Source organism: Enterococcus sp. E5-37, assembly GCF_035726925.1.
GTDB lineage: Bacteria > Bacillota > Bacilli > Lactobacillales > Enterococcaceae > Enterococcus_B > Enterococcus_B faecium.
This window is the reverse complement of sequence record NZ_JAPMLG010000013.1, coordinates 35,131-60,581: the sequence shown is the minus strand read 5'-3', so window position 1 is coordinate 60,581 and position 25,451 is coordinate 35,131. Positions and strand designations below refer to the sequence as shown.

Below are 25,451 nucleotides of genomic sequence, written 5' to 3'. Positions count from 1 at the left end.
GCCACTTCTGGTTCCATGAGTTTTATTTGTGTTGATGGGACAACCAATCAGCTATTTACGACCCTTGAAGATCGCAGACTTTACAAACTAACTCAATACTTCCTGCGCTTTCCTAGAAAGGCCCGTTTAAAGGTCAAGTACCTAGTGATGGACATGAATGCCAGCTATTGTCAGTTGCTTAAAACGGTCTTTCCAAATGCGGAGATCGTAACTGACCGCTTTCATATTGTCCAACACATCAATCGCAGCTTCAATCAATTACGTGTCCAGATCATGAATCGTTTTCGAACCTCACACTCTGAAAATCAGAAGAAGTACCGTCGGCTCAAGCGATATTGGAAACTCTTACTCAAAGATTCCACGACATGGGAGGCACTCAAACGGCATTATCATCGACTGTTTAAACGACCAATTAGTCAAACAGAAATCGTTAATGAGCTGTTAAGCTACAACGAAGAATTGCGAACTGCGTATCATTTTTGTCAATTATTACGCTATTATTTCGTTAAACGAGATACGGTAGGCTTTCAAGAAACCCTTAAAACAATTTCATCTACGTTACCTCAGTCGTTTAAAAAGAAATTCACGATCTTCCATCGCTACCAATCGGGTATTTCAAATGCCTTTAAGGTGTCCCACTCAAACGGCGTCACTGAGGGGCTGTATAACAAGATCAAGCTGATTAAACGAATTGCGTTTGGTTATCGCAACTTTTATAACTTTCGGGCACGGATCTATTTACAACAAGGTCTGATCTTTGAAAACTAAAAAAATATGCGGCGCACAGAACGCGCCGCATATCGGACTAAGTTTTATTGGCTCTATAATTTCTAGGACTGATGGAAATTTTCTATCTGTCCTAGTTTTTTTGTAAAAAAACAAAAAGACATACAAAATTTCCGGTAGAATAGAGTCTCCTACAACATCATTCTGGGGGAATTCTTGTATGTCCATGAATCATTTTATCAAACAACTCTTTACTATTAAAGACTCAAATATCCAAATTCAATCCTTTGAAGAAACTTTTTATAAAAGCAGAAAAAGTATCGTTATTGAGGGAACTCTGATCCGTACCTACAGACGTTGTCCGTGTTGTAAAGATTCTACAAAGCAAATCGTTAAAAATGGCAAGAAGATCTCTATGATTCTCCTGAATCGTAGCGGTAATAAACGGACCTATCTTCGGTTGAAGAAACAGCGATACCTCTGCCGAGCATGTAAAAAATATTTTACCGCTCGGACGTATCTCGTTACCCCATTCTGCTTTATTTCTAAGCAGATTCATTACAAGATCTTAGAAGAATTGACAGAGCGTCAATCTATAAAAGCAATTGGTAAACATTGCGATGTTTCTGTGACAACTGTTCAGCGGACATTGTCCGCCTTGTCATCAGATATCCGTCAGAATCTTGAGTATTTACCTCGGTGTCTATTATTCGATGAGTTTCGTTCTCTTTCTACATGGCACGGTAAATTTTCTTTTTCTTGTATGGACGGTGAGACCGGGAAACTGTTTGAGATCTTACCTAGCCGCCGTAAAAAAGATCTCGTTGCTTTTTTCATGCGTTTTTCTCTCAAAGCGAGGTTGGGTGTACATTACATCGTAACGGATATGAACGCTCCTTATTTCTCACTAGTTAAAGAGTGTTTTCCAAATGCACAAGTGATCGTCGATCGGTTTCACATTGTTCAACATCTGAACCGCTTCTTCGATGCGGTTCGAAAACGTGTGATGAAAACACTTGATCAAAAAGACCCAATACAAGCTAAACAGTATCGCCAATTGAAATCCTTATTCAAATTACTTTTAAAATCAGAGGATCGTTTAGATTACAATACACTAACGAAAAGACGCAATTTCAATTGGAGACTATTGACTGAAACAGAAGTAGTTGACCGCCTTCTAAAGATTTCTCCTGAACTTAAAACAGCTTATCGTTACTACCAAGACCTGCTTACTGCGTATCAGGAAAAAGATCCAGATACTTTTTTCCAGCTGCTTCGAGCAATGCCTGGAGAAGTTCCATTGGAACTGCACCATATCAAAAAAGCCTTTTTCAAATACGAGAAAGGGATTCGGCTGGCATTACTGAAGAAGTATTCGAATGCACGACTGGAAAATCTCCATACGGGTTCTGTTGCAAAGTTTTAAATCTACTATCAAATAAGGTAGAATAATAGAAAAAGATAGCAGGAGGAATGACGATGAATCATTTTAAAGGAAAGCAATTTCAGCAGGATGTGATTATTGTAGCCGTGGGCTACTATCTTCGTTATAACCTTAGCTATCGTGAAGTTCAAGAAATCTTATATGATCGTGTCATTAACGTTTCTCATACGACGATTTATCGTTGGGTGCAAGAATATGGCAAACTACTCTATCAAATTTGGAAAAAGAAAAATAAAAAATCCTTTTATTCATGGAAAATGGATGAAACGTACATCAAAATTAAAGGAAAATGGCATTATTTGTATCGAGCCATCGATGCAGATGGTTTAACCTTGGATATTTGGTTACGTAAAAAACGGGACACACAAGCAGCCTATGCTTTTCTTAAGCGGTTAGTGAAGCAGTTTAATGAACCGAAGGTTGTAGTCACAGATAAAGCCCCCTCTATTACAAGTGCCTTTAAGAAACTAAAAGAATACGGCGGCTTTTATCAAGGGACAGAACATCGTACCATTAAATACCTGAATAATTTGATTGAACAAGACCATCGTCCAGTAAAGAGACGCAATAAATTCTATCGAAGTTTACGCACTGCCTCTACCACGATTAAAGGCATGGAAGCCATTCGAGGATTATATAAGAAAACCCGAAAAGAAGGCACTCTCTTCGGGTTTTCGGTCTGTACTGAAATCAAGGTATTATTGGGAATCCCAGCTTAAATCATAGATACCGTAAGGGATTTTATTCTTTATTTAAAACTTTGCAACAGAACCATTTTTTTCTTGTATACAGATTTATAGTTTGTGCCAATTAAAAATTAAATTTTTTGTCATTTAAAAATAAAAATGACAATTATGATTCTACCATAGCCCTAAAAAAATCCAACAGGGTATACCCTGTTGGTCGCACTTCTTATTCTAGTAATTCTGTTTTTTTAAATGCTAACGATAGTCTGGTTTGTTTTTTCTTCATTTTTATCTCCACCTTTTCCATTGTTTTAAAAGTGACGGCACTTTCTGAATACCAGTATGTCAAATCCTACTTTTTCATCCTTTCAATAAATACCGCCACCGTCTTCTTTCTTTAAGTTCTTTTTGATAACTATTCACCAAAATATTTACCCGTATTTCTACATTTTTTGATAAAACAAATAGCTTATATATTTCATGCATGATAAACAATGATAGATACATAGGTATAGCCAAAACTAAGACTTGCAGTATAGTTACTCCATAATCTATAGACAAAATACTGATTGCTAGAAGTCCATAGCCTACCAGAGAAGTAATGATCGTTATGTTGGTAGCCTTATCCTTATATTCCATCATTCTTAATAAAATAATTTTAGTTAACTTATGTTTTCTTCTTTTTATTTTTTTTAGCTTGTTTAAGTCACTTTCTAACTTCATATTTTCCTTGAACACTTCGTTATAACGGCTAGATTTGGTGTTTAGCTTATCTAAGTGATATGAAGATATTGCTATTAAATTTAGCAATTCAAACAATGAAAAAATAAGCCAAAGAAGAATATACGAAGAACATTTTAATGAATAATGGACATATTCAACGTATCGATTCCCAGCTAATCCTAAATAGTGAACCTTGTACTCAATAAACTGCGTATATGCCACTCTATACAAATGACCACTAATTATCATATCTACAAGACAAATAATAGATAGTATACTAAGCTTTAATTTGTACGAATTCTTTTTAGTTTTTAACATTTATTTCCCTCCTTGCTAAAAGTGATATCACTTATACGGATCAAGTTAAAAAGTGACGTCACTTTTTTAGTGCTGGTACATCAAATCCTGCTTTTTCTTGCGCGATCAATAGATCTAACGCAATACACATAATCCTGGATTCACTTTTGCCGTACTTCTGCTTTGGTTACTGCAATTCTTTTTGTCTCTTTTCATCCAACGTCACGGGTAACCGTTTATTTCCTATTGCAATTGGCATTGGTACTCTCTCCTTTCATCGAAATAACCCTATGAAAAATATAGCTGCAATCAACTTGAATATTAGACTCACAAGGGCTAACACAAATCGCCAAAAGATCAAACAAAACATTAGTATTACCAAAAATACTGCGAGGTTTAAATGTACAGCTGCACTAAGTCGCATAAGTATTTCTCCAACAAATAGGACTAATAATAAGGGAATAATTTTGTTCATATAAATCTCCTTCTTTCTCTTAGGTTTTCGGGCTTTGCTCGCTTATTTCGCACCACCTAAGCGGCGGGGGCGGTTGGAGCGATTGGTGCGAAATAAGAACCATTCCCTTAATTTCAAGGTTTTTTGTTCTTATTTCACACATTCTCACTTTTCGGTATAAATGGTTATTGACCTTTTTTCCTTTCAAATCGTTGATATGGCATTCGTTTACGGTCAAGTTCATTTTGGATTTCTTATGTATCGTCGTAAGTGTAGGTGTCTAAAAAATCAGTTAAAGTCGTGTACCAGTCGTCGCCTGGGTTATCTACTTCTTCTACATATTCCCTCAAAAATGCTTCGGGTACAGCGAGTTCATAATCCATTCCCATTAACACGATAGATTCCGTCCCACACGTCAAAAATCTAGTAAATACAAGGTAATAATCGTCTACCGTCGCATCTTTGCTGTTTAGCTCTTCCATTTCTTCTTCCATTAATTCCATGCTCTCAAAAATTGAATAATATTCTGATTCTGAGTAATAGTGTTTCCTGCAAATCGTGTAGCTGACAAAGTTTTCGACCAGTTCACTCCTTTCTAGGTAAACATTCATGATATATTTTTCTGTTTCTAGTCGTAGAAGCTCCGCTCCTTTTTTTAATGTGTCAGGGCGACGTTTATACACGTCTAAATAATTATTGCTGACTGTGACCTTCGTTTGACTCGTTTCACTTTCCAAATACAACTGTTCTTCCACTCTTTGAATAAAGTACTTCATTTCTTCCATACAACTAAAGTCTTTTTGAATCCGTCTGATTACTTCATTCAAATGTTCTTTGTTTGTTAAAAAGTGTGACACATCTTCCGTTGTTAGTTGATAAATCACCTTATTCATTTTCGTTGTCCTCCTTTTTCATGGTGTAATAGGCGCCATATTTATTGATATTTTCAAAATAATCTAACCATTCACTTGAAACAGTCTTGGCTTTTTTCGTTTCGACAAATTTCGCATACGTTAGTTCTAAAGCTTGATATTCAGAAGGTTTAATAGTGCTTGGTTTGACACCTACTTCCAAGCATAGTAAGGCTTGGAAAAACCATTTTGCATTTTGCTTTTTCAGTTCTTCCAGTGTTCGATAGTACGTCGCAATGAGATTCATTTCGACACCTGATTCAATCATTTCTTCCATAGCTACCGACAATTTTTCTTTATAATGTTTTTTTGGAACACGTGTTTCGTTGTATAGGAACGTCATATCCTCCATTTTTTGTGCCATTTTATCCAAAGGTAATTTGACAAATTCGTCATAGTAATTTTGAGCCATATTTTTTTCTCCTTTTTAGTTCTCTAATTTGGTTAACCAATATTCGTTTTCATAAGTTTCCAAGTTTTCTTGATAATGCAGTTCATATCCTGCTATCTTCACTAGGTCTTCAAATAGCATAGTCGGTGCATCCTCTACTAAAGGGGTTTCTATCGTCCAGTACCGCGGAATAAGTAAAGCTTCTGCTACTTTTTCAGAAATGACTTCTTTGTCCACCAAAATTTGAACGACTTCTTTTACAGTCAATAATTTGTGTTGTGTTTTCATCAGCGTTTCTTTCCTTTCTCATCAATCAAAATATAATCGCCATAAGACAAGGTATATTTTTTCCCGCATGTTGGACATTGATACAAACGATAGCTTTTGATACATTTCGCTCTTTCTCCACAATCGCATTCGACAGTATGTGGTGCATGATAGTTTGGGAATAATTCGCTGAAGGGAACACCCCAATAATCAAATTTCTTTCGCATGATTGATTCTGCCTCCTCTTAGGAAAGGTTTTACTTCCTTTCGTTAGTTCTTTCTTTATTGATTTGTTTGCCAGAATGAATCAACGAAAAGCGACAAGGACAAGGGCGCGCAGCGTGCCATTTACCCTTGTCCTTGTCACTTTTTGGTGATAAAAGGCAACTTGTTGCCGGTCTGGCAAATCAATAAAGAGATAGCGAACAGGAACGAACCTTTTGGTGAGAGGAAGCTTTTCCTATTTTGTCTTGCAAAGCAAGACCCCTTATCTTAGTGAACGTGCAACGTTCACTTCCTTTCTTCTCGAACGGCGGTGGCGGTTGGAGTGAGAGAAAGGTTTTTCAATTGAGAAGGCGCTTGTGCCTTCCTAAACAGGCCTTTTCCTTTCTTCCTGTTTCTATGTAAAACAAAAAGAGCTGCAGTCCTACATTAGGATTGCAGCTCTTCTTTTATTTATATGCCCATTAATCTCGTAAAATGATCAGGGTTTCTAATTTGCATCGATTCAGTGACTAATTGATTCCGTTTATTGAAGTGACCTGTCACTGAAATAGTATACTTGCCTTCTTCCAAAATCAGCAATTTATCCGCTATTTCTATATTGGCCACCACACAATTAATCGGTTCATGATTTGTACGTAATGTAAATCGTACAAGCAATGGCTGTGTCTTGATTACCCGAATTTTATCCAGTAAACCAGTATAATGTTCCATCGCGATCACCTCGCTAAAATTATAGCAAAAACAGCTAAAATTGAGAATTTTTATTCGATTTTAGATATGCTATAATAATCAAGACAGTAAAGTTTGAAGACGGTGGCGACTTCTGAAAGGTGGTGGTGCTTATGAACGTAAGTGCTAAAATCTATGAAAGGAGTAAGCCTTTTGTCCGCATATGAGACAATTCAAACCATTCTTGGTTTTGGTATGTTTACCATTGCTTTGATTAGTTTGATTGTAAATATGCTTAAAAATGACAAAAAGAAATAACCGTCTACTTTAGCAGGTCAGCGGTTATTTCCAAATAACTAATATTCTGCCACCGTTCTTTAATCGGTGCTGTTAATGAGGGGTTGTTCGCGCAACTCCTCTTTTTCATGTTCATTATAGCAATATTTCGCAAGAAGTTCAATGATTTCCCGTTAACCCTACATATAAAGCGGTAGAATAGCCGTAAGTATAACAGCTGTCGCTGCTATTGTGACTTTAGTCAATCGCCAAAAGGAATTATCCTTTCCTGCTCTTTTTAAAAGATAAGAACAGACAAGATACACGAATACAAGAAATAGTGATCCTTTCGCAATTCTATTTACCAAATAATCTTCAGTAATACCCAAAGAAATCCCGTCTATAAATGCAATAACGGGTATCAATAGATCCATCGTTAGACTAATGTTTTTTGCCATGCTTACTCCTTCTTTCTCGAACTAAAACGGTAGATCATCATCGCTAATATCGATTGATTGTCCACCAAATGGATTCTGTGAAGCGTTCAATCCATTGTTGTTAGGCGTCGCTGTATCCCGTTGTTCAAAGGTGGTGGAGCTTGGACTGGTGGACGATTGATCAGCGTGCGCACGGCTTTCTGTCGCTGCTTTGCTTTCTAATAGTTGGAAATTATCGGTCACAACTTCTGTCACATACACACGTTGTCCTTGTTGGTTGTCATAAGTCCGTGTTTGAATCCGTCCGACAACGCCGATCAAACTGCCTTTTTTAGCTAATGTCGCCATCGTTTCTGCTGGTTTGCGCCAAATCACACAGTTAATAAAATCAGCTTCTCGATTGCCGTTTTGATTCGTGAAATTGCGGTTGACGGCTAGGGTAAAAGTCGCTACTGCAGTACCACTTGCAGTATAACGTAAATCTGGATCTTTGGTTAAGCGTCCTACTAAAGTTACATTATTGATCATCTTTATCTCTCCATTTCTCTATTCATCTGTTGGTGTCTTTGATAAGCTAGTTTTCGCTCTTTTTCTTCGACGTGAATCACTTTTTCCATCAAATTACTAATCGAATCCATTGTCTCTTTGTACGTGATCGACGCAGCATAAGGATTGCTTTTTTGATATTTCTTCCAGGTATCTTTTAGCTCGTGACTATTTTTCAGTACATCCATATCCTTTTCGTAGTAAGTCTTTAATGGATCAGTTTTTCCTCGACGTGTAAATGTATTTCTCACACTATCTTTCAAGGTCTTCTCATCGATCTTCTCCATTTTAGGAATAGTATAGAGATCATAAAAATCTTTTCCTCTCGAATTATCTGTTAAAAAATCAAAGGTTGCACTTAATTTTTCGGCAATAATTTGTTCTGTAGGATAGGATTCCAAAGGAATCGTTCGATCCTCAAACATCAATTTATGACTGTGAGTGATCGTTGCAGGATAGATCGAGTCACCTGTAGTCACATCTACCTTAAAATCTGGCCGCATGTTTTCCAAATGTGCCAGTACACGTAAGCTAAACCCTGGATAATAATCAGCTTCCCTCGTTTCTTTCATTCCTTGAATCTCAAATTGAATGCCTTCTTTCGTCGGCGTTGAAAAAATATCGTTTAGAACCGTTGTCAATGTTTCTTTGGTTACTTTCATTTCCCGTAAAGTCGTATCAATGTCTTTAGTTGTTCGATTTTCAATGCCATACTTTGAGCCAATTAAGAAGCCGCCTTTTAACACAAAATTTTCACGATAAGGAGACTCTGAGATTTTTTCCAAGAATTTTTCCATCATAAAATGTCTTAAAACAAGCTGCGGATCAACTTCTTTTTCGCTGGAAATATTCTTCACTTTTGCTTTTAATTGCGTAGGTGTCATGTGTCTTCTCCTTTAATTTAAAGCCATAATATAAGAGCGCATCGTTTTGTCTGTAGGCAAAATTCGTCGATACTCATTCAATTTTCTAAGATTTTTTCTGTCCGACTCCATGTAGTTTTTGATTGCTTTTACTTTGATTTCATCCTCAACGTTATACCAGGGATTCCAAATGTCACACAAGGTTCTTTCTGGATCATAAGCTATAACAGGATTCCCATAGCGACTCTTTATTTCGATCTTACCTAATTCATACCATTCCGCTTTTGAATAGTGTAACTCAACTGCGAATTCCTTCAACCCCTTTTCAGAAACGTGATAACCGTAAGGTACGGTTAGATCGATCTGTCTAGGGATCATATCCGTTAAATCATATAAATCCAATGCGGTGATATGCGAAATAATGCCGCGCTCATATTTCTTTTGTGCCATAAACAATTCATCAGGAAATTGACCAGGTAAGGTGAAAAAACCTGGATACTCTCGATCCAGCTCCCCTCGATCTACCATACGTTTGATCGTAACAGGAGAAATGCCCGCTTTTTTAGCATCCTTCAAAGCCAAAGTTCCATTAAATTCTTCTAGCAGCTTATATACCATTGCTTTTGTCATTTTCTCCCTCCTTTGTATACGTACAAACTTATAATATAGTATAACATAAGTTTATACGTATACAACAGTCAGGAATATTTTATCGATCTAATTCGATTTCTTTTTGAATCCTCTGCTGGTTCTTCAATTGCTGCAGTCTTCTTTTCTTGGCACGTAATTTCTCTTGTTCTGAACGAATTTTTGCTTTTTGATTTTCGATTTCTTGTTGTTTGTGTGTTGTATTTCGCATAAGATAACCCCTCCATTATTTTGTAGTGCGGCGTGTTCTTTTCTTATAGTTCGTTTTTTTCTTTTCAGAAAATTCAAAGCTCGTTGTGAAGTCTTCTTTTAGAACAATCGTTGCTTCAAACGAACCCTTTTGACCTTTTAATCCTTTCACTGGTTGGCTTGTTCGGCCTTTTTGAATGATCTCCTTCAGCTGTGTCGCTGTTAGTTTCTTTTTGGCAATCGTTGTCCATAATTTAAAATCACAGGCTTCAGACGTACAAGCTGCCACCTTTTGATAGAGTAAGACTTCTTGTTCCTGGCATTTTGGACAAGTTCCTAAATGACGCGCGGCTTCTTGCTTTTCACTGGCTGCTTTCACTTCTTGTAACGTCGATCCAAAATTAGTGGTTTGGATTTGCCCTGGTACGACTTCCAATAAGTGAGAGACAAATTTTTGGATATTGGCTAGAAAAGTGGTTTGTGTTCCTTTTCGTTCACCGATCTTTAACAAGTAGCTTTCCCATTTGGCGGTCATTTCGGCGCTCGTAAGTAGCGGCTCTTTTTCCACGGCTTGGCAAAGCAAAATCCCTTTATTCGTCACTACGAGCTTATTTTTCTCTACCTTGATATATTCCTTTTGTTTCAAAGTTTCAATAATATTCGCCCGTGTCGCTTCTGTACCGATTCCTTCTACTTCTTTCAATATGGATTGCGCTTCTTCACTATCCACGGTTTTCCCAGCTGTTTTCATCGCAGTGATCAACGTACCTTCGGTATAAGGTTGTGGTGGCTTGGTTTCTTTTTCAAGGACTTGTAGATCTACCGTCACCGTTTCTCCTTTTATCACTTTAGGAAGTAGCGGTTCTTCTTCCTTCTCTTTTCCGTCGCTCTCTTTGCCAAATAACTTCTTCCAACCTAGATCTATCGGTACTTTTCCGATTGCCTTTAACTGAAGCTGCTGAACTTGCGTCAAGATCGTTGTTTCTTCATAGGTATATTTTTCCGCAAACATGGCCACCGTTGTTTTTAACACTTGTTCATAAATGGCCTGCTGCAGTGGACTTAATTGTTCAAAAGCCGCTGCCGTCATGACCGTTTTTGTAGGAATGATCGCGTAATGTTCCTGGACTTTCTTATTATTCACATATCGACTATTTGGTGTATGAATAGGAGTAGGGATTGATTCGGCCTTTAAAAAGTGCTTGTATTCGTCTAAGTGATCCAACAGATACGCATATTCCCCTTCCGTAATATAAGGGGTATCTGTTCGCGGATAGCTTAGATATTTCCCTTCATATAAGCCTTGCAAAGCTTCCAAAGTATCTTTGGCACTAGCTTTCATAAGCTGATTCATTTTAGACTGAAGGCTGGATAGAGAAAAAAGACGTGGACTTGCCGCGCTTTTTTTCTCGGTTTCGACTTCAAGAATCGTGCCTGGTTGCTTTCCTACTTGAACGCCTTTTTCTTTTAAATAGGCTTCAAATGCTTCTTGCGTCGCTTGTGTTTCATTCGGATCAAGCTTCGCACCAAATGTGCCATTTTGAGTGGTTACTTGGGCTTTTCCTTCAAAATATGGTTCTTTTTGGAAGTTTCTAATCTTTTCCTGCAGCTGATAAATCATGTAAAGCGTTGGAGTTTGGACTCTACCTAAGGAAAAGCTTCCTGGTATGCCTTTTTGCTGCAAGAGTAAACTATACAGTGGGCTGCCGTTCATGCCGATCAACCAATCAGCGATCTGGCGTGCTTGTGCTTCTTCAAATTTGGGATAGGTCTCTTCTGCGTCTCGTAATTGCTGGAATCCCTGATAAATGGCTTCTTTTTCTAAGGAGTTGATCCAAAGTCTTTTAAATATCTTTCCATGATCGGCGCCTGCTTGTTGAATGATTGACCAGGCAATCAGCTCCCCTTCACGATCGCTATCTGTCGCAATAATAATGGTGTCGGCCGATTGAAGTTGCTGTTTCACCACGTTGAATTGCTTTTTCTTATCTTTAGGAACATGATAGCGATAATGTGTTGGGAAAATAGGCAAATGTTCTAATGACCATTGCTTCCAATTTTCATCGTACATATCTGGCGAATCTAACTCAACTAAATGACCAAAACCATACGTGATCACAGTTTTTCCCGAAAACAATCGATCTTGGATCTCAAAATAGCTGTCTTTTCGGGAGGTTTTAGAAAAGCTATCGGCATAAGCCTTCGCTTGTGACGGTTTTTCTGCTAAAATGACGGTTTTCATAGTGACGGTTTCACTCCCTTTCGTGTTGTATGCCTTGTTGAAACAACATCGCACGTTTTTGCTTTCTGATTTCTTGTTGCTGGATCTCATGCTTCAATTGATCATTCCAATCCTTTTTCACTTCAGGTACAAATTCATGTTCATGCTTTTTATAGCCTTTGTAGTATTGTTCTGCTTTATAGGAAAGAAGGATTCCTGCATTAACGTCTTTTATGTTGGCTTTTCTACTATAAAAACGATCAAAGTTGTATGTTCCATCTGCGCGTTCACATACTTTCAGTTCCTTCGCGACCGTGGTACATGCTTCTTTCAAATCAATTGTTTCTACTGGTTCGCCCTTCGCCAACATCTTTCCAAACGTAGATTGAACATCATAAGCAGACACCAATTGATTTGTCAGCTGTAAATTAGTTTCAGTTTTGTGTATGGCCATAATTGCCTCAGGTTCAACATTCATTTCTTTTGCGACTGCTTCATAAGTAGCTTTGTATTCTTTAGGTACTTGCCAATCATTTGGAATTCCTCGCTCACAACGGATTTTCTTATTGGTAAAAGGATCAACGATTCCCTTCAGCTGTTCTTTTTCATAAAAAATATGTCCTGCACGATCATTGTCCACACATACTTCAATCGATTGAGGGAATGTTTGTTTTCGACTTAATTCAGAAATCGACTCTTCAACGTAATGACTGATTACATGATGTTTTAACCCGTCCATCGAAACTAACCAAGCATCTTGTAGTTTCTCCCGATTCAATGCAGCGTAACTTAATAGATCAATACTACTTTCAAAGAATTTTAAATGCTTCGGATCGCCTATTTTTAAATTAAATCCATGATTTGGCGTAGGATTCTTGTCAATATGTTTATACGTTCCCCGTTTACCGAAACGGTCAAAATCGACGATCGTTCCTTGATAACTTGCCCCTACTGTCTCTTTTGTCTGTGAATCTTTCCAAAAAAAAGCGACCGCATGATCTAAACGGTCGTCTCCAACTAAAAAATTTTGCCGTTCATGTTTTGGCTTTAGTTCAGCAATTAATCCTTCTTTTTCTGCATAATTAATCAGCCAATCGGGCAATTTTCGTTCTTCCTTCAGATAACTTCTTCCTTTTTCCGTGAGTGGTTGATAATCAATCGGGTGATCTTTGTACTTTTCTGTCTCAAAATGAAGATTCTCCACGCGTTCGAGTTTATTTTCATTTTTCAGAATAAAGTTTGTTGCTGCTTTGAAGCGTTCTTTTTTATCTGTAATTGATGGATCGACAAAAAATAGATCTGCTAGGTCGATAATATCTCCATGAATATTACGACTGTTCCAGCTAAAATACTGCTTTTTCCGCTCAAAAACAAAAGAAAGGTGATCCTCTAATCGATAATCATTTCCTTTATTCACAACAGCTAAACCATTATTTCTTGCAAAATCCACTATATCGATCTGTTTACATCGATCAATAAGACTCATTTTTTTCTCGGTCATTTTCAAACCTCCCAAAAGAAAAAAGACTATCCGTTTTTCAGATAGTCTTTTTTACTTGTTTTATACACGTTCTTTTTGTGACAATTGTTGTTCATAATAGATTTCATTTTTTCGTTTTGCCACTTCTGACACTGTCTCAAGTGAAAATCGGAATGGATTTCCTAGCGCAAATTCTTCTGAAGGTAACGCCGTTTGGATCTCTTTTCCATAACTTTTTCCTTTTAAAATTACTTGATTATGCTGCGGATCTTCAATAAACGCCGCATCCTTCAAATGTAACGTTCGACCCGTATCTTCTTCCATTACTTTCCCGTCTTTCTTGTCGATCCAAAGTGAACCAACGGGCACAATATTCTTATTCTCTGGCGTTTCTAAAGTATTTTTATGCTCCTGCTTCACTTCTGCTGGCTGGATCTCTGGTTCTCTTTCTCTGTATTGATTGATTTCATTAGAAATGGTTTGAATGAATTCATTTGCGACACGACTGACATCATTCATGATTTTCCCACGTTCCGCAGCTTCCTTATCATCCAACGTCTGACCATTCTTCGTCCATGCTGCAATATAAGGAATAGCTTTCTCCGACGTGTCCATTCCAAAATGTTTGCACACAATATAAGAAGTCATTTCTGCCTGCAATTCTTTAGTTGCGGTATCTAATTCTGAAAATTTGTGCATTCTTGCATGGGCTAATTCATGAATACTTGTAGCTAAATGCTGCGTAGGAGTATTTCGAGTATTCATGACGATTTCTTCTTCGCCAGTAAATTCGTTACGAACATACGCCCCACGTGCTTGTCCTAATTCTCTTTGATAGACTTCACTTTCTGTCATATCTCGAATTTGTATTCCAATATTGTTGGCTACCGCTTGAATCCCAGCTTGAAGTTCTGACTGTCCTTTTTTATCCAATTGAAAATCAAAGACACGGTTCGGAAAGATTTTCGGATAGTCTTCAGGTTTTAACTGTGTTTGTGTGATATCAAACACTTTTTCAATCGTGTAGTAAGGTTTTTTGATCACTTCGATTTGACCACTTTCGATTCGTTTTTTATCTTCTGGTGTAGCTTCTGTTTCTCGAACAAAGCCACGTCCTTTCTCATAAAATCCTTTGACCGTTTTTCTGACAAAGATCTTGTTCCCTTGTTCCCCTTTTTTGATATAGATTCCTTCTTTTTTCAACGCGGCACGACCTAAACAAGCCGTTGCACCTGGAAATTGTTCCTCAATCAATAATTGATTTCTAAAGGATCGTTCTGGAAAACGAGACATAAAGTTCAAAAGTTCTTTGACGTCTTCAGAAGAATGGGTATGCTTTTTCACCGCATCCAGTGCCTGTTGCGAAAGGGATTTAACTTCTTGTTTGATCTCTTCTGCCGTTCGTTTTTGATAGCCCTTTTGTTTTGTTTTTGTTTCTTTCGACTGCATTTGTTCTTTCGAAACAGGTTCATTTTTGACCGATTGTTTTTGTTCCTTCTCAGGTACTTGTTCGCACAATTTTGCTAACTCTAAATAGATGGGGTGATTACTGTTGACGCCATCCCCTAGATCCATTCGGATCTGATCGACTACTTCTCCGTTCTTCACTTCTTCAAAATAGAATTTATAATAACCTGATTCTGCAGCGTATTGGTTATCCAACGTTTTAAGTTGATCGATCAATTCTAATGTTACGATCTCCCCACCATAACTTTTCAATCCTTTTTCTGGATCATTTTCGTTGAATTCTACTCGATAGAAATGATCTTTTTCTTTCTCCTTCAGAGAATCAGTTGGTGCAGCCTCTTCAAGTAATTCACGAACAGCTGCTTTTTCCTCTTCCGACGTGGCTTGGTATTTTTTTGATTCCTCAAATCCCCCGTTTTCATTCAGTTCTAAAGCAACTTTTCGATAGCCTTTCAAAAAATAAATGGTTGGATTTTTTTCCATTGCGTCACTCGTCCGCTGTCAATGATCGCTTGTACTTCAGGGAGGATATTTTCTTTTCCTTTTTCTGATTTTTCTTTCAGCTGTTCTAATGTTTCCAACTTCCGTTGATATTTTCGGATCGTGGCGGCTGAAAAAGTCGATTCACCTTTTTCAAAGCGTTCGATTTCTTCTTTGATTCTTGGAATATTATCGATCGTCATATCCAGTCCGCCGTACTTGTTATAGCCCATTTCCTTTAGCTCTTCTTGTCTTTCAAGTTTTTCTACCTGTTTTTCTTGTTGCTTGATCTCTTCTCTCAGACTATGCACTTTGTTTTCTAAACGTTCTTGTTGCCTAAACCAAGAATGCCCATTTCTCTTATCGTTCATTGGTTGACCGTTGGTCTTTCTTTGGTGTTCAAACATCTTTTCGATTTGTTCGTTTAGTTCATTTTGCAATCGTGCTAATTTTCTTTTGGATTTTCCCAAACGACTATTGTCTAGTGGTTCTTTTTCTTCTGCCATGTCCGTTTCCTCCTAAACAAATGGATAATTTTCTACTGCATCAACGAACGTTTTTGTAATCAGATTTAACGCTAAAATATCGCCACTTCGATAAGCTTTTGCCGCTTTGTCTGTGACGACAAAAGATCTACCTGTTTGAATTTCTGTCACAAAAACGAGATTGTCTCTGCTTTTTTCAACAACAACTCCAATCGTTGAATGAGCCATTTCTTTTTCCTCCTTTCTTTTGATATAATGTAGACGGAAATCGCACCATTCAATGAATTGGCGGAAAACAATTCATTGAAAAAAAGAGTCCTGGACAAATTATGTTCAGGACTCTTTTACTTCTTTTATTCACTTAACAACTAACATTCTGTGAGTGAAATAGACTCTTCAATGCTTTTACACGGGAAGTTATTGATCCCCTCTTCATTCATTTCCCAAGTAGTATAATAAGGCGCTAACTTGCCCTCATATTCTTGAATGATAAAATATTTTTCACCCTTCACATGATTACAACAGTACACACCAGTAGCTGGGTACTCAACGACTAAAAATTGATTTGGATCAAACTGTTCGTTTCTCAACATTTCTCTTATCTGAAACAAATGCTCTTTTTCTAAACAATCGGGAAGTTGTTCGATTCGTTCTTCTCTTAATGATCCTTCTATGACTTTCCATTGATCTAAATATTGTTTCATTGCTATTCCTCCTACTGTCTTTCTTGTTCCATTTGAATTCTTCGTTGTTGCTCTTCGTATGCTTTACTTGCGTGGTATTTTTCTTCATGGGCATTAATCGTTCGATTTAATTGACGCAAACTCCGTTGCGTGACAACTCTTTGTTGGAATTGTTTCATTCGCTTCATGAATTCTTCGTAACTATACTTGTATTCATTCGTTGGCAACTGTTTAAGTGTTCGAAAGGATCGTTCATTGTAAATAGATTGCATCTGATCGACACCTTCTATTAATGGTTTTATTTGACTATCTTGTCTCTTCAGTTCTGTTAGGATGGCATTTCCTGTGCGCTTTTTTAAATCAAAGAGGGCGTTTTTTTCTGCATCCTTTGATTCTCCTTTACTTTCCCCATAAAGAATTTTTGCTTCTTCTTTCAATGCTTTTGAAATCTGTATATATTCTTGATATTCAGGTTCTTTTGTTAAAACATATTTGGTTAACTCATCGAGTTTCTCTCTTGTGTATGGTGAAAGTTTGGTTCGTTTTTCATCCCCGTAATTCCATTCCGAACGTTTGTCAGGTAGGGTTTTATATACTTCATTTAATAAGTTCATTGCGTGTCGATCGTAACGCGCTGGCTCTTTTACCACTTTTGTTAAGGTGTTACGCAAATCACTTTTCCGCGTCAATAAATTTCGTTTCTCCATACCAATCATTCGATCCTTTTCATAAGAAAAACGTTCTAACTCATGTACATAATTGGTCTTCATTGCGTCTAATGTTGCTTGTCTTCTCTTACCTTTCGGTACGATATAACTCACACCATTTTCAACCTTCGTGTAAGGTTTACGCGTATTTTCTTTTTCAACAACTGCAAAATGAATATGGATATGTTTAGTATTACGGTGAATCGTTGCCATCCAGTAGCCTGTTTCTTTCAGTTGCTCTTTCTCGAATAATGTCTCCATCATTTTTCTTCCAGCTGCTTTTAATCCTTCTTCATCTAAAGTATCTGTTTTGGGATCGTACAATCCTATTTTTTCAAGATACGAATTATCATGAGAGACAACATCTTGATAAATGATTGAGCCTTTTTGTTGTCCTCTTTGGAAGATTTGCTTGATCTCCTTCAGATCACTTCCTTTCACTTCGTCTGAAGCCATAGAAAAAACTCCAGGAAGGTTTCCTGAAGCTTTTTTGTGTGGCTCTGTTTGATATTTTTTTATTGCTTGGTTCAAGCGTTGGTATTCTTTTTGTTCACTTTGCGTCAGTTCTTTCTTTTGTTCTAACGCATAGTGACGGGTCATATAAGAAAGATATTTGGTAAAATCTTGTTCCTCTAACTTGTCAAAGTTGATTCCATTTCCCATCAAAGATTGAGCTTCATTCGACGTTTCGCTGAATTCTTTATCCGTCTTACTCTCCGAAAAAGTTTCTCCTTCAGGAATATAAAAATCCTCTAAAGCGTTCTTGATTCGTTGCAGTTCCTGTTCTTCTTCAGGCGTACGTCGTTCCATTTCTTCCAGCGCTTTTTCTCTTGTCATATAATCAATGTATGTTGAAAAAGATTTTTTATTGGGCAAGGTAAATTGACAAGTGAGAATGACTGCAGGCGATTTATTCATCATGTTCCCCTTCTACTTTTATCTTTTTAGAATCTTCGTTGGATCAAATGGATCTGCTCTAGCATGAACAGATTCATTCACAGGTTTCTTCAACTGAGGGGAATATTTTTTGGTTTGATTGGATTTAATTTTTCCTTCCACACGTTCTTTTGCTTCTTGGTAAACCGTTGAATTTGTACCAATTAGTATTCCTGTATCTTTCAAATGAAGATCTGCAAACTCTGAAACCATTTCGGTTAAAATAGAAATTTCTTTACTCATTCCATTCAACTTTGCTTGATTGGAATTTACTTTTTTCTCCATTTCTGGATCATAATTCATACATAGAAACCGAACGGCTTCACTATAGTTTTTAACTTCTGCATGAGTAGAAATAATCTCATCCAACACATCGATATGTGTTTGGTGAAAGTAAATGTGTTTGTCTATAACCTTTGCCATATCAAAGTTCACTTCCTCTATTTTGCTCGATCAAGATTTCTAAAATACGATTGTTTTGACTAACATATTCTTCTAATATCTTTGTGTTATAGCTTTGAATTTCTGAAAACTTTTCTAATAACTGATCAAACTTTTCTTTTTTATATTCCATCAAAGGACGATCAAAATCATTTTCTATTAGTAATTTTAAATAATCGTTACGACTCCATTTATTACCCGTACGGTTACTTAGTTCGTCACATCTTCGATCAATTTCTCTTACGATTTTCTCATCCACATTTCTTATTCTTACTTCCATATTAATTCCTCCAATTTAAAAAGGATAGCGAAAAGGAGCCTATCCTTTTTGCTATCCTACTACCCTCCCTTTACTATCCTTCACTATCCTTTCACTATCCTATTTTTAAATATTTTGTTCCCACATTTATTTTTGAGAAACGTAATAGGCACAGCCTATTGGAACACTTTTTTTAAAAAGTGTTCCCACGTTTCCTTATGCTCTTTACAAATAAAGGCTTTTAGAGACGTTCTGGAATTTTAGATTCCTTGAATTGTTCCCATTCATCAATCAATTGGCTATAAGTAGCCATTAATTTTTTTCTTGCTCTTGTTGCTTTCGAATCAACAAAAAATCAGTTTGATTCGTTAATTCTAAATATTCTGTTCGGTATTCAATGTTCATCGTACCCGTTTTACTACATAGTAACTGATTATGACGTTCTTTCACTTTGAATAACTGCTCCTTCTTTAAGATTTTTAACTCCATGCCAGCTATAAATCACCACTTTTCCTGAAAACATATGGTTTATTTTGTTGAATTTTTACTCCCATCTAACCATAATTTCCCAATGCCATATCGTAGGCTTGCTTCGACTTCATAAAAATTGTAGACCTCTTTTCTTCGGTCTATTGCTTTCATTTCCTGGCCATCTTTTAAAATAGATCTGATGCCCTTAACGGTCGCTTCTTGAATACTCGTATGAACAACATCCGTATGGATCAGCTCCTCATACTTTCCAAAATCAACGTAATACTCATAGCCACTCAGCTTCGGAATTAGATCAATAACCATTTCTTTTTCGATTGATCTTTTAATAAGTTTCATGAATACATAACCAAACAAAGCGAGAATAAATCCTACTTCAAACAAATACATATATCGATTTATAAATTGATCGATCGTCGTTAAGAAGTTCTTTATCCCCTCTACCGTTCTTCCAGATTGCTCGGACCAATCTGCTAGAGTCGTTAACATACTGCCTAAGATAAGTAAGTCCAATAAACTTTTGAAAAGATTACTCATTGTTAAATTTTTCCTGACAAATTGAACGAGTAAGTAACTAAAAATAGAAAAGCACATGACACACATTAATGTTATTACTACCGTGAATATAATTGACGCCGCAATCTGTTTTGGCTCACTTAACAAGTAATAGGCCACCACCAAATAACCGATTAAAGTAACCATAAGTGAAGCCATGTAACTAAAAAGTTTTCCTATTGGCCATAATTGCAGCACCCAAAATTCCTTTCGTTTGCTGTTTCTTTTCAGAGGAAACCAGGTGTGTTCAATCCAGTCGTCCGATTTCATTTCGATTTCTTCCCTAAACTCTTTCCTCTTATCTTGCCAATGAGAAGGCATGAATTCGCGTATTTCTAAACATAAAAAGATCAACATAATAAACGATAGTAGACTCATGAACCAATTAAATGATAAATCTTCATTGGTAAACCAAAGAAAAATTGTACCGACGATAACAGCTAAACTAAATAAAAAAGCAGCTATACCTAAGGTGATATAGCTGATCCATAAACATTTTTGATATACTTTTTTCACATAAAATCCTCCTGTGTTTTTATTTGCTATCAGCTGTAAAGTATTTTTTAGCAGCTAAATACAAAGCTTCAAATGATCTGAATTTTAAGGTATCTAAATTCTTTCTACCATTCTTCAACTCAGATATTGTCGTGTTAGATAGCTTCACTTCTTGACTTATTTCTTTGGCTTTTACAACTTTAAGATAGGCTTTAATCAATACTTTCTGCTCAGCGAAAGTATCTTTGCCGACCAAATTCGCTCGCTTCATTTCTTACACTCCACCTGTTCTTCTAAATATTTTCTTTTGTAATACGATCAATTTTTTCTTGAAGTTTCTGAATGATCTCTTCTTGATCTTTCATTTGCGTTTTCGATGTTTCAATTTCTTGCTGGTAACCATTAATCTTATTTTCAGTATTTTCCTGATCATCTGCGACTTGATAAGGCAACTGATCTTTTAGTTTCTTCACTAATTCTTCATTCAAATCTATGGTTGCTTGGAAAGATTCAATTTGTTTTTGTGCTGCTTTTTGTTCTTTCTTGTATCCTTTCACTTTGTAATTGATCGCATGTTGTTCATAATCTTCGTCTTTCACGTGATCTTTGACCTTATCTTCGTGAATGTAAAAAATCAGATCTTGCGGTTCTTGCATATCCACCTTTGGATCAATTTTTTCAGGAATAATGGTTAATCGCATAGCAATATATTCTTCTGGTACATGCGATAGCTTCACTGCAAAATAATCATCAGACACCTTAATCACTTTGGCTTTTATTGCTTGATAATCCCCTTTAGCTGTCTTTACTTCTACGCGATAATTAAGATTAGCCAGTTCTTTTAATAAGCTTTGATCTTCATCGTCGATCGCAAATTCAAAAACTAATTGCTGGTTCGCTCCTTTTTCTTTTGAAACCATCGTCAGTTCCTTCGTGTTTAAAAATGCGTTCGTGCTTACCTCATCTGGTATGTCTACCTTCTTATGCGTATAAATCGGACTAGCAAGAATTAAAAAGCCGAGAATCATAAAGATTCCCAGCCATCTAAGATAACTTTTTCGTTTTTTGAAACGTTCTCTTGCTCCTTTTTTCTTACTCATTTTCTTCCTCCTAACGAGTAAAATAACTAAAGTCTGTGACTTTCCATTGACCATCTACTTGTTTTTCAGTGACAGTTAATCCACCTTTTATTTTTTGCGGTTTGACATCTTTGAATTGAGGATTGCCGATTGTATAATCAACAAATACAACAAAATTTTGTTCCTCTTTTACACTGCTTGTTTGAGCGTAAGTTTGCACGTCACCTAATGTAAAAGAGTAACTTCCGTAATCATCATGTTGGTGATTATCGTCTGCAGGACTTAATTTGTCGATCACTTCTTGGGTTGCGACATCTTTTAGTTTTTCCGTTAATTCATTTCTGCTTAATGATTTATCAATGGCCAATTGACCGAACTCTTCTGCCGTCTTTCTTTGTGCTTCATTTACTTCCTCTTTTGCTTTTGTGCCATCTTGTTGCTTCAGCTGATGGATTTCTTGGTTTTTCTCATTGATGGTTTGATTTAACTTGTCGATCTTCGCCTGTGCCTCAGAGGAATTTTTTTTGAGCTTCTCAGACGCGTTTTTAGCCACTTCTTCAATTTTATAGGTATTTGTCGCTTGTTCCTCTTTCAGCTGCCAAAATAACGCGATATTGCCGATTAAACTAACGCTAATTGCAGCTGTTAAGACGATTTTTAAAGTTTTATTTTCCATATTTTTTCTCCTGATCTATTTTTTGCTGCTATTCAAAAATGGTAATGGATCGATCCATGTACCATCACCTGTGAATGCGTGTCCTTGTGCTTGACGCCAATCCATGCGAGTGAAGCCTAAATGCAAGTGTGCTGTATCTCGTATCCCGATTACTTGACCAACTTTCACTTGATCGCCTACTTTCACACAAGAATTTCCTGTACTATTCGCAAATTCTTGATACACCATATTCAAGCCATCGTAATTAATCACGATCACACACGCGCCCAAACCTGAAATACCAGGATTGCCAACGTACACGACTTTTCCGACATGAACCGCATGAATCTCACTTCCTGGATGATCAACTGAACCAAAATCTAATCCGTCATGGAAACCATTTGGTCGGAACTCTCCCCCTGGATTCGTTCCAAATAATTGCCCACCGCTAAAGGAACTTTTATCTAAACTGCTGCCAGGGAATGGATTCGTCCATTCACCAGTAATCGTGCCGTTGTTATTGCCACCTTCACCCCAATGTTTGATGGCGAATTCATCATATTCGGTTAATTTATTAGAAGTGATAATTGACATACAACCTGTATAATACGGACTATCTTCAGTAATTCCTGCAGCGGCATAACCGCCTCGTCCTAAGATCAATAAGCTTGCGCCAGGGCTTTTATTTCCGACACAAGCATTAAAATTGGATTGTGTGGCTACCATAAAGCCGTAATAGGAGAAGGCTGCTTTTGAGTTGGGAAACTTCATATACCAGCCACCTTCAATACCACCGATTCCTCGCGCAGTTCCTTTAGGAAACAGACACCCATCAAACCACGTAATTCCAAAATAGTTGAGATCATTTCTTGCGGACGCCGACGTACCAAACGCTGATTCGTAACCGTATTGAGAAAGGATTACACTTGGTAATAATTTATATTTCACTGCTGCACCTACGGCATATTGCGCAATCTCATCAGAAAAAGGGCCTCTTCCTTTGATTTCTTTATAAATGGGCAATCCTTCCGAATACTCTCCTGTAAAAGTTTCGCCACCACTGCTTGAATCTGAATCCGAATTATCAATCGAACCAGCCGCAAGTATTAAAAATAGGGTCACGAATACAGTGATCAAAATGGTAATCAAACCTGCAGAAGTACCAAACAACCACAAAAATAAGCGCCGCTTTGCGCGACGCTTAACATACTGCTTGATTAAACTTTCATCTTGATTTTCCATTATTTTCCTCCATCAAACAATTTTAATTGACGTTTGTTCGGACTAAAATGAACACGAATGGTTTCTTTTGAGCCAAAATTGATCACAGCGTCTCCTTGATTTTGTTGAGGAATGGATTCTAATTCTGAGTTTGTCATTGATTTACCAACTAATCCTTCTATATGACGTAAAATAGATTCATCCATACGCATAAAGATCTTCGTAGAAGAAAATTCAAAGACTTTCTTCAGTTTCGAGAAGTTCTCAGAAGACATATTTTCTGGCACCATTTCTTGTGGGGATTGTGTAGCTAAAACAGTCATTGCTTCTACTTTACGCATTTCTCGTTGAAAGTTTGTGACATAATTTACCGTTTCAATAAAATCTGGATTAATCGCATTATGGCACTCATCGATCATCGCCAAAAAGCGTTTGAAGTCTTGTTCTTCCATTTGTTTTTCTTTAATTAAGCGTCGTTGTCTTCGTCCTTGAATCAATGCCTGATTCCAAATCAACGTCATCGCCATGTACATTTGACATTGCTGTACCCCTCGATCTAAGCCTGTAATAGAGTCAATGTCAAAAAAGACCAACTGTTGTTGGTCAAGGTGTCGAATCGTACTATGCCCATCAAAAATCATGCCATACGTCTCACATAAGGATTCTACGATGGATTCCATTTCTTCTTTTCGATTCTTTTTCTCTTGGGAAGCACCTGGTAATTCCAGTTGTCCTAAAAAGTCTAAAAATTCTTTGAACGTCGGATAAGCTTCTGGATCTTTACCTGTGACTTGCGTATCAGTATTTGAACGCGAATTTGAGGAAGTAAAGCCGCGTGGTACTGTTCCATACTCTTCATAAAAACGATTTAAGTAGGTCTTAAATTCTGCTTTCATCGTTCCTTTTAGCTGAGGACTCACTAACTGTACCTGATAGACCACTTTGTCTAAGTGCGTTTGATAGGACGCTGCTTCATTGATCTTCAAATCTTTGACTGATCCATCGTCATATAAACTGGATGCTTCATCATACGTCCGTGTGGCAAATATCTCTAAAGGATTGATCATTCCGTCAGATCCGTCTAAACGCACCATAATACCGTTATATTCCTTTAAGAAAGGAATAAAGTCTTTCCCCTTTTCAAAGCCCCAAATAAAGTCTCCTGCAGCTAAATGGGCTTCCGCGATCATTTTAAGAACGGTCGATTTACCAGCTCCCATCATTCCTAGAAGCAAGGTATTAGTAGACAACCGTACACTATTTTTATACGTCGCATTCCAGACAAATGGGCCGCCTGTCATGGTTTCCCCATATTGTGTACCTCCTGGATCTTTTAGCGTTTGGTGGTGGAACGGGAAACCTCCGCCAATGTTTAACGATGGTAGTGATTGCCCTTTGATATTTCCGAACCATTCAGCTTGTTCATCGAACATGGTAAACATCGATTGCCAATCTCGTTTGGTTTTATGCAGATAGGTCACCGCACGATAATCCATCCCTTTGAGATTTTCAATCAGTTCCTGCGCTCGTTCATCTACTTCTTGAATCGTGTTTCCGTAAACATGTACTCTCACTTTGACTTGTTTAGAAATTTCCCCATTAGAAGTCAATTTTCGGGCATATTCCGCTAGTTCCAGGTATTCTTCTGCGCTTTTATTTCGGTCAGTCGCTTTTCGTTCGTTATCTGATCGATCATTTAATTCATCTAAGGCACGATTGATTTGATCAATCACTTTTTGCTTTTCATCTGTGCTAACATCTAGTGTGGCCACTGTATGAGGATTGTTCATGAGATTGGCCAACCAAAAAAGCGTAGGATTTTTTGTGTAGTGATAAACTGTCACACACCGTGAATAACCATTTCCATAGGTCACATACTCTTCATCGAAATTTAATCCACCTTGTGGCATCACTTGTTTTAAAAAATCTAAATCATACCCTTTGGATTTTAAAATTTCTATTTCCCGATTTCCTAATTGCTTTAATGGATCAAGTACTTTTTGATCATTTTGTGGTGAAAAAGCTATTTTAATCGCTTCTAACATG

26 protein-coding genes and 6 pseudogenes are annotated in these 25,451 nt (G+C 37.1%); 4 read left to right on the top strand and 28 right to left on the bottom strand.

The window, feature by feature from the left end; all coding sequences use genetic code 11:
- The 3 genes and pseudogenes from OS138_RS10800 to OS138_RS10790 form a co-directional block, all read left to right on the top strand.
- A pseudogene (locus OS138_RS10800) lies at positions 1 to 768 on the top strand (ISL3 family transposase); the annotation flags it as partial.
- Positions 769 to 946: 178 nt separating this feature from the next.
- A pseudogene (locus tag OS138_RS10795) lies at positions 947 to 2,131 on the top strand (ISL3 family transposase); the annotation flags it as partial.
- Between the two features lie 74 nt (positions 2,132 to 2,205).
- Positions 2,206 to 2,889: an IS6-like element IS1216 family transposase gene (locus OS138_RS10790; RefSeq protein WP_179188977.1), complete on the top strand. Its 684-nt coding sequence runs from the start codon at positions 2,206 to 2,208 to the stop codon at positions 2,887 to 2,889.
- 327 nt (positions 2,890 to 3,216) lie between these two features.
- Here the strand turns inward: OS138_RS10790 and OS138_RS10785 are convergent, their stop codons facing one another.
- The 8 genes and pseudogenes from OS138_RS10785 to OS138_RS10750 form a co-directional block, all read right to left on the bottom strand.
- Complete coding sequence (locus tag OS138_RS10785) at positions 3,217 to 3,897, bottom strand: hypothetical protein (protein ID WP_005874952.1); 681 nt, start codon at positions 3,895 to 3,897, stop codon at positions 3,217 to 3,219.
- A gap of 58 nt (positions 3,898 to 3,955) precedes the next feature.
- Positions 3,956 to 4,135 (bottom strand): annotated as a pseudogene (locus tag OS138_RS10780) (hypothetical protein).
- A 15-nt stretch (positions 4,136 to 4,150) separates the two neighbouring features.
- On the bottom strand, positions 4,151 to 4,351 hold the full coding sequence (locus OS138_RS10775; protein WP_002352830.1) for a hypothetical protein: 201 nt from the start codon (positions 4,349 to 4,351) through the stop codon (positions 4,151 to 4,153).
- A gap of 164 nt (positions 4,352 to 4,515) precedes the next feature.
- Positions 4,516 to 5,223: pseudogene (locus OS138_RS10770) on the bottom strand (hypothetical protein).
- Complete coding sequence (locus tag OS138_RS10765; RefSeq protein ID WP_002320550.1) at positions 5,216 to 5,653, bottom strand: hypothetical protein; 438 nt, start codon at positions 5,651 to 5,653, stop codon at positions 5,216 to 5,218. Before OS138_RS10765 ends, OS138_RS10770 begins: the two are co-directional and overlap by 8 nt.
- 15 nt (positions 5,654 to 5,668) lie before the next feature.
- On the bottom strand, positions 5,669 to 5,920 hold the full coding sequence (locus tag OS138_RS10760) for a hypothetical protein (protein ID WP_002320549.1): 252 nt from the start codon (positions 5,918 to 5,920) through the stop codon (positions 5,669 to 5,671).
- Positions 5,920 to 6,126: a hypothetical protein gene (locus OS138_RS10755; RefSeq protein ID WP_002296239.1), complete on the bottom strand. Its 207-nt coding sequence runs from the start codon at positions 6,124 to 6,126 to the stop codon at positions 5,920 to 5,922. Before OS138_RS10755 ends, OS138_RS10760 begins: the two co-directional genes overlap by 1 nt.
- A 448-nt stretch (positions 6,127 to 6,574) precedes the next feature.
- Complete coding sequence (locus OS138_RS10750) at positions 6,575 to 6,835, bottom strand: hypothetical protein (protein WP_010726508.1); 261 nt, start codon at positions 6,833 to 6,835, stop codon at positions 6,575 to 6,577.
- Between the two features lie 153 nt (positions 6,836 to 6,988).
- Here OS138_RS10750 and OS138_RS10745 point away from each other — a divergent pair, with 153 nt between their 5' ends.
- Positions 6,989 to 7,111 (top strand): putative holin-like toxin, encoded by a 123-nt coding sequence (locus OS138_RS10745; RefSeq protein ID WP_002295624.1) that lies wholly within the window; start codon positions 6,989 to 6,991, stop codon positions 7,109 to 7,111.
- 158 nt (positions 7,112 to 7,269) lie between these two features.
- Here OS138_RS10745 and OS138_RS10740 read toward each other — a convergent pair whose 3' ends face one another.
- The 20 genes and pseudogenes from OS138_RS10740 to OS138_RS10645 form a co-directional block, all read right to left on the bottom strand.
- Positions 7,270 to 7,527: a hypothetical protein gene (locus tag OS138_RS10740; protein WP_010726509.1), complete on the bottom strand. Its 258-nt coding sequence runs from the start codon at positions 7,525 to 7,527 to the stop codon at positions 7,270 to 7,272.
- 21 nt (positions 7,528 to 7,548) lie between these two features.
- A complete protein-coding gene (gene ssb / locus OS138_RS10735; protein ID WP_010726510.1) occupies positions 7,549 to 8,034 on the bottom strand; it encodes a single-stranded DNA-binding protein in 486 nt (161 codons plus the stop codon).
- A 2-nt stretch (positions 8,035 to 8,036) separates the two neighbouring features.
- Positions 8,037 to 8,936 carry a nucleotidyl transferase AbiEii/AbiGii toxin family protein gene (locus OS138_RS10730; protein WP_010726511.1) on the bottom strand — a complete coding sequence of 300 codons (900 nt, stop codon included), beginning with the start codon at positions 8,934 to 8,936 and terminating at the stop codon, positions 8,037 to 8,039.
- Between the two features lie 12 nt (positions 8,937 to 8,948).
- The gene (locus tag OS138_RS10725; protein WP_002293530.1) at positions 8,949 to 9,545 is read right to left on the bottom strand and encodes a type IV toxin-antitoxin system AbiEi family antitoxin domain-containing protein; all 597 of its coding nucleotides are present in this window, start codon (positions 9,543 to 9,545) and stop codon (positions 8,949 to 8,951) included.
- 79 nt (positions 9,546 to 9,624) lie between these two features.
- Positions 9,625 to 9,774, bottom strand: a complete 150-nt coding sequence (locus OS138_RS10720; RefSeq protein WP_002359413.1) for a hypothetical protein — start codon at positions 9,772 to 9,774, stop codon at positions 9,625 to 9,627.
- Between the two features lie 15 nt (positions 9,775 to 9,789).
- Entirely contained in the window at positions 9,790 to 11,994 is a 2,205-nt protein-coding gene (topB, locus tag OS138_RS10715; protein ID WP_010726512.1) for a type IA DNA topoisomerase, read from the bottom strand.
- 10 nt (positions 11,995 to 12,004) lie between these two features.
- Positions 12,005 to 13,474: a toprim domain-containing protein gene (locus OS138_RS10710; RefSeq protein ID WP_010726513.1), complete on the bottom strand. Its 1,470-nt coding sequence runs from the start codon at positions 13,472 to 13,474 to the stop codon at positions 12,005 to 12,007.
- A gap of 60 nt (positions 13,475 to 13,534) precedes the next feature.
- Positions 13,535 to 15,906 (bottom strand): annotated as a pseudogene (locus OS138_RS10705) (ArdC-like ssDNA-binding domain-containing protein).
- Positions 15,907 to 15,918: 12 nt separating this feature from the next.
- Positions 15,919 to 16,113 (bottom strand): hypothetical protein, encoded by a 195-nt coding sequence (locus tag OS138_RS10700; RefSeq protein WP_010726515.1) that lies wholly within the window; start codon positions 16,111 to 16,113, stop codon positions 15,919 to 15,921.
- A 140-nt stretch (positions 16,114 to 16,253) separates the two neighbouring features.
- Complete coding sequence (locus tag OS138_RS10695; protein WP_002310991.1) at positions 16,254 to 16,589, bottom strand: hypothetical protein; 336 nt, start codon at positions 16,587 to 16,589, stop codon at positions 16,254 to 16,256.
- Positions 16,590 to 16,600: 11 nt separating this feature from the next.
- The gene (mobP2, locus tag OS138_RS10690; protein ID WP_033611853.1) at positions 16,601 to 18,193 is read right to left on the bottom strand and encodes a MobP2 family relaxase; all 1,593 of its coding nucleotides are present in this window, start codon (positions 18,191 to 18,193) and stop codon (positions 16,601 to 16,603) included.
- A gap of 18 nt (positions 18,194 to 18,211) precedes the next feature.
- The gene (locus tag OS138_RS10685; protein WP_010726517.1) at positions 18,212 to 18,634 is read right to left on the bottom strand and encodes a hypothetical protein; all 423 of its coding nucleotides are present in this window, start codon (positions 18,632 to 18,634) and stop codon (positions 18,212 to 18,214) included.
- A 1-nt stretch (position 18,635) separates the two neighbouring features.
- Positions 18,636 to 18,932, bottom strand: a complete 297-nt coding sequence (locus OS138_RS10680) for a hypothetical protein (protein WP_002293513.1) — start codon at positions 18,930 to 18,932, stop codon at positions 18,636 to 18,638.
- Between the two features lie 291 nt (positions 18,933 to 19,223).
- Positions 19,224 to 19,400, bottom strand: a complete 177-nt coding sequence (locus OS138_RS10675; RefSeq protein ID WP_225851790.1) for a hypothetical protein — start codon at positions 19,398 to 19,400, stop codon at positions 19,224 to 19,226.
- 5 nt (positions 19,401 to 19,405) lie between these two features.
- Positions 19,406 to 20,471, bottom strand: a pseudogene (locus OS138_RS10670) (hypothetical protein).
- A gap of 19 nt (positions 20,472 to 20,490) precedes the next feature.
- Positions 20,491 to 20,721, bottom strand: a complete 231-nt coding sequence (locus OS138_RS10665) for a hypothetical protein (protein WP_002316063.1) — start codon at positions 20,719 to 20,721, stop codon at positions 20,491 to 20,493.
- A 22-nt stretch (positions 20,722 to 20,743) separates the two neighbouring features.
- Positions 20,744 to 21,550 carry a hypothetical protein gene (locus tag OS138_RS10660; RefSeq protein WP_002293510.1) on the bottom strand — a complete coding sequence of 269 codons (807 nt, stop codon included), beginning with the start codon at positions 21,548 to 21,550 and terminating at the stop codon, positions 20,744 to 20,746.
- A 10-nt stretch (positions 21,551 to 21,560) separates the two neighbouring features.
- Positions 21,561 to 22,205: a hypothetical protein gene (locus tag OS138_RS10655; protein WP_002339834.1), complete on the bottom strand. Its 645-nt coding sequence runs from the start codon at positions 22,203 to 22,205 to the stop codon at positions 21,561 to 21,563.
- A gap of 15 nt (positions 22,206 to 22,220) precedes the next feature.
- Positions 22,221 to 23,426 (bottom strand): glucosaminidase domain-containing protein, encoded by a 1,206-nt coding sequence (locus OS138_RS10650; RefSeq protein ID WP_002293508.1) that lies wholly within the window; start codon positions 23,424 to 23,426, stop codon positions 22,221 to 22,223.
- Positions 23,426 to 25,450 carry a VirB4 family type IV secretion system protein gene (locus OS138_RS10645; protein ID WP_325070112.1) on the bottom strand — a complete coding sequence of 675 codons (2,025 nt, stop codon included), beginning with the start codon at positions 25,448 to 25,450 and terminating at the stop codon, positions 23,426 to 23,428. Before OS138_RS10645 ends, OS138_RS10650 begins: the two co-directional genes overlap by 1 nt.
- Position 25,451: the final 1 nt, after the last annotated feature.

Coding starts and splice junctions, on each gene's coding strand:
- OS138_RS10745 (WP_002295624.1), top strand. CDS start 6,989: ATGAAAGGAGTAAGCCTTTTGTCCGCATATGAGACAATTCAAACCATT.
- OS138_RS10650 (WP_002293508.1), bottom strand. CDS start 23,426: ATGGAAAATCAAGATGAAAGTTTAATCAAGCAGTATGTTAAGCGTCGC.
- OS138_RS10720 (WP_002359413.1), bottom strand. CDS start 9,774: ATGCGAAATACAACACACAAACAACAAGAAATCGAAAATCAAAAAGCA.
- OS138_RS10755 (WP_002296239.1), bottom strand. CDS start 6,126: ATGCGAAAGAAATTTGATTATTGGGGTGTTCCCTTCAGCGAATTATTC.
- OS138_RS10700 (WP_010726515.1), bottom strand. CDS start 16,113: ATGGCTCATTCAACGATTGGAGTTGTTGTTGAAAAAAGCAGAGACAAT.
- OS138_RS10660 (WP_002293510.1), bottom strand. CDS start 21,550: ATGAGTAAGAAAAAAGGAGCAAGAGAACGTTTCAAAAAACGAAAAAGT.
- OS138_RS10680 (WP_002293513.1), bottom strand. CDS start 18,932: ATGGAAGTAAGAATAAGAAATGTGGATGAGAAAATCGTAAGAGAAATT.
- OS138_RS10785 (WP_005874952.1), bottom strand. CDS start 3,897: ATGTTAAAAACTAAAAAGAATTCGTACAAATTAAAGCTTAGTATACTA.
- OS138_RS10685 (WP_010726517.1), bottom strand. CDS start 18,634: ATGGCAAAGGTTATAGACAAACACATTTACTTTCACCAAACACATATC.
- OS138_RS10740 (WP_010726509.1), bottom strand. CDS start 7,527: ATGGCAAAAAACATTAGTCTAACGATGGATCTATTGATACCCGTTATT.
- OS138_RS10675 (WP_225851790.1), bottom strand. CDS start 19,400: ATGGAGTTAAAAATCTTAAAGAAGGAGCAGTTATTCAAAGTGAAAGAA.
- OS138_RS10750 (WP_010726508.1), bottom strand. CDS start 6,835: ATGGAACATTATACTGGTTTACTGGATAAAATTCGGGTAATCAAGACA.
- ssb (WP_010726510.1), bottom strand. CDS start 8,034: ATGATCAATAATGTAACTTTAGTAGGACGCTTAACCAAAGATCCAGAT.
- OS138_RS10655 (WP_002339834.1), bottom strand. CDS start 22,205: ATGGAAAATAAAACTTTAAAAATCGTCTTAACAGCTGCAATTAGCGTT.
- OS138_RS10765 (WP_002320550.1), bottom strand. CDS start 5,653: ATGGCTCAAAATTACTATGACGAATTTGTCAAATTACCTTTGGATAAA.
- OS138_RS10645 (WP_325070112.1), bottom strand. CDS start 25,450: ATGTTAGAAGCGATTAAAATAGCTTTTTCACCACAAAATGATCAAAAA.
- OS138_RS10730 (WP_010726511.1), bottom strand. CDS start 8,936: ATGACACCTACGCAATTAAAAGCAAAAGTGAAGAATATTTCCAGCGAA.
- OS138_RS10790 (WP_179188977.1), top strand. CDS start 2,206: ATGAATCATTTTAAAGGAAAGCAATTTCAGCAGGATGTGATTATTGTA.
- OS138_RS10725 (WP_002293530.1), bottom strand. CDS start 9,545: ATGACAAAAGCAATGGTATATAAGCTGCTAGAAGAATTTAATGGAACT.
- OS138_RS10665 (WP_002316063.1), bottom strand. CDS start 20,721: ATGAAGCGAGCGAATTTGGTCGGCAAAGATACTTTCGCTGAGCAGAAA.
- mobP2 (WP_033611853.1), bottom strand. CDS start 18,193: ATGAATAAATCGCCTGCAGTCATTCTCACTTGTCAATTTACCTTGCCC.
- OS138_RS10775 (WP_002352830.1), bottom strand. CDS start 4,351: ATGAACAAAATTATTCCCTTATTATTAGTCCTATTTGTTGGAGAAATA.
- OS138_RS10710 (WP_010726513.1), bottom strand. CDS start 13,474: ATGACCGAGAAAAAAATGAGTCTTATTGATCGATGTAAACAGATCGAT.
- OS138_RS10760 (WP_002320549.1), bottom strand. CDS start 5,920: ATGAAAACACAACACAAATTATTGACTGTAAAAGAAGTCGTTCAAATT.
- OS138_RS10695 (WP_002310991.1), bottom strand. CDS start 16,589: ATGAAACAATATTTAGATCAATGGAAAGTCATAGAAGGATCATTAAGA.
- topB (WP_010726512.1), bottom strand. CDS start 11,994: ATGAAAACCGTCATTTTAGCAGAAAAACCGTCACAAGCGAAGGCTTAT.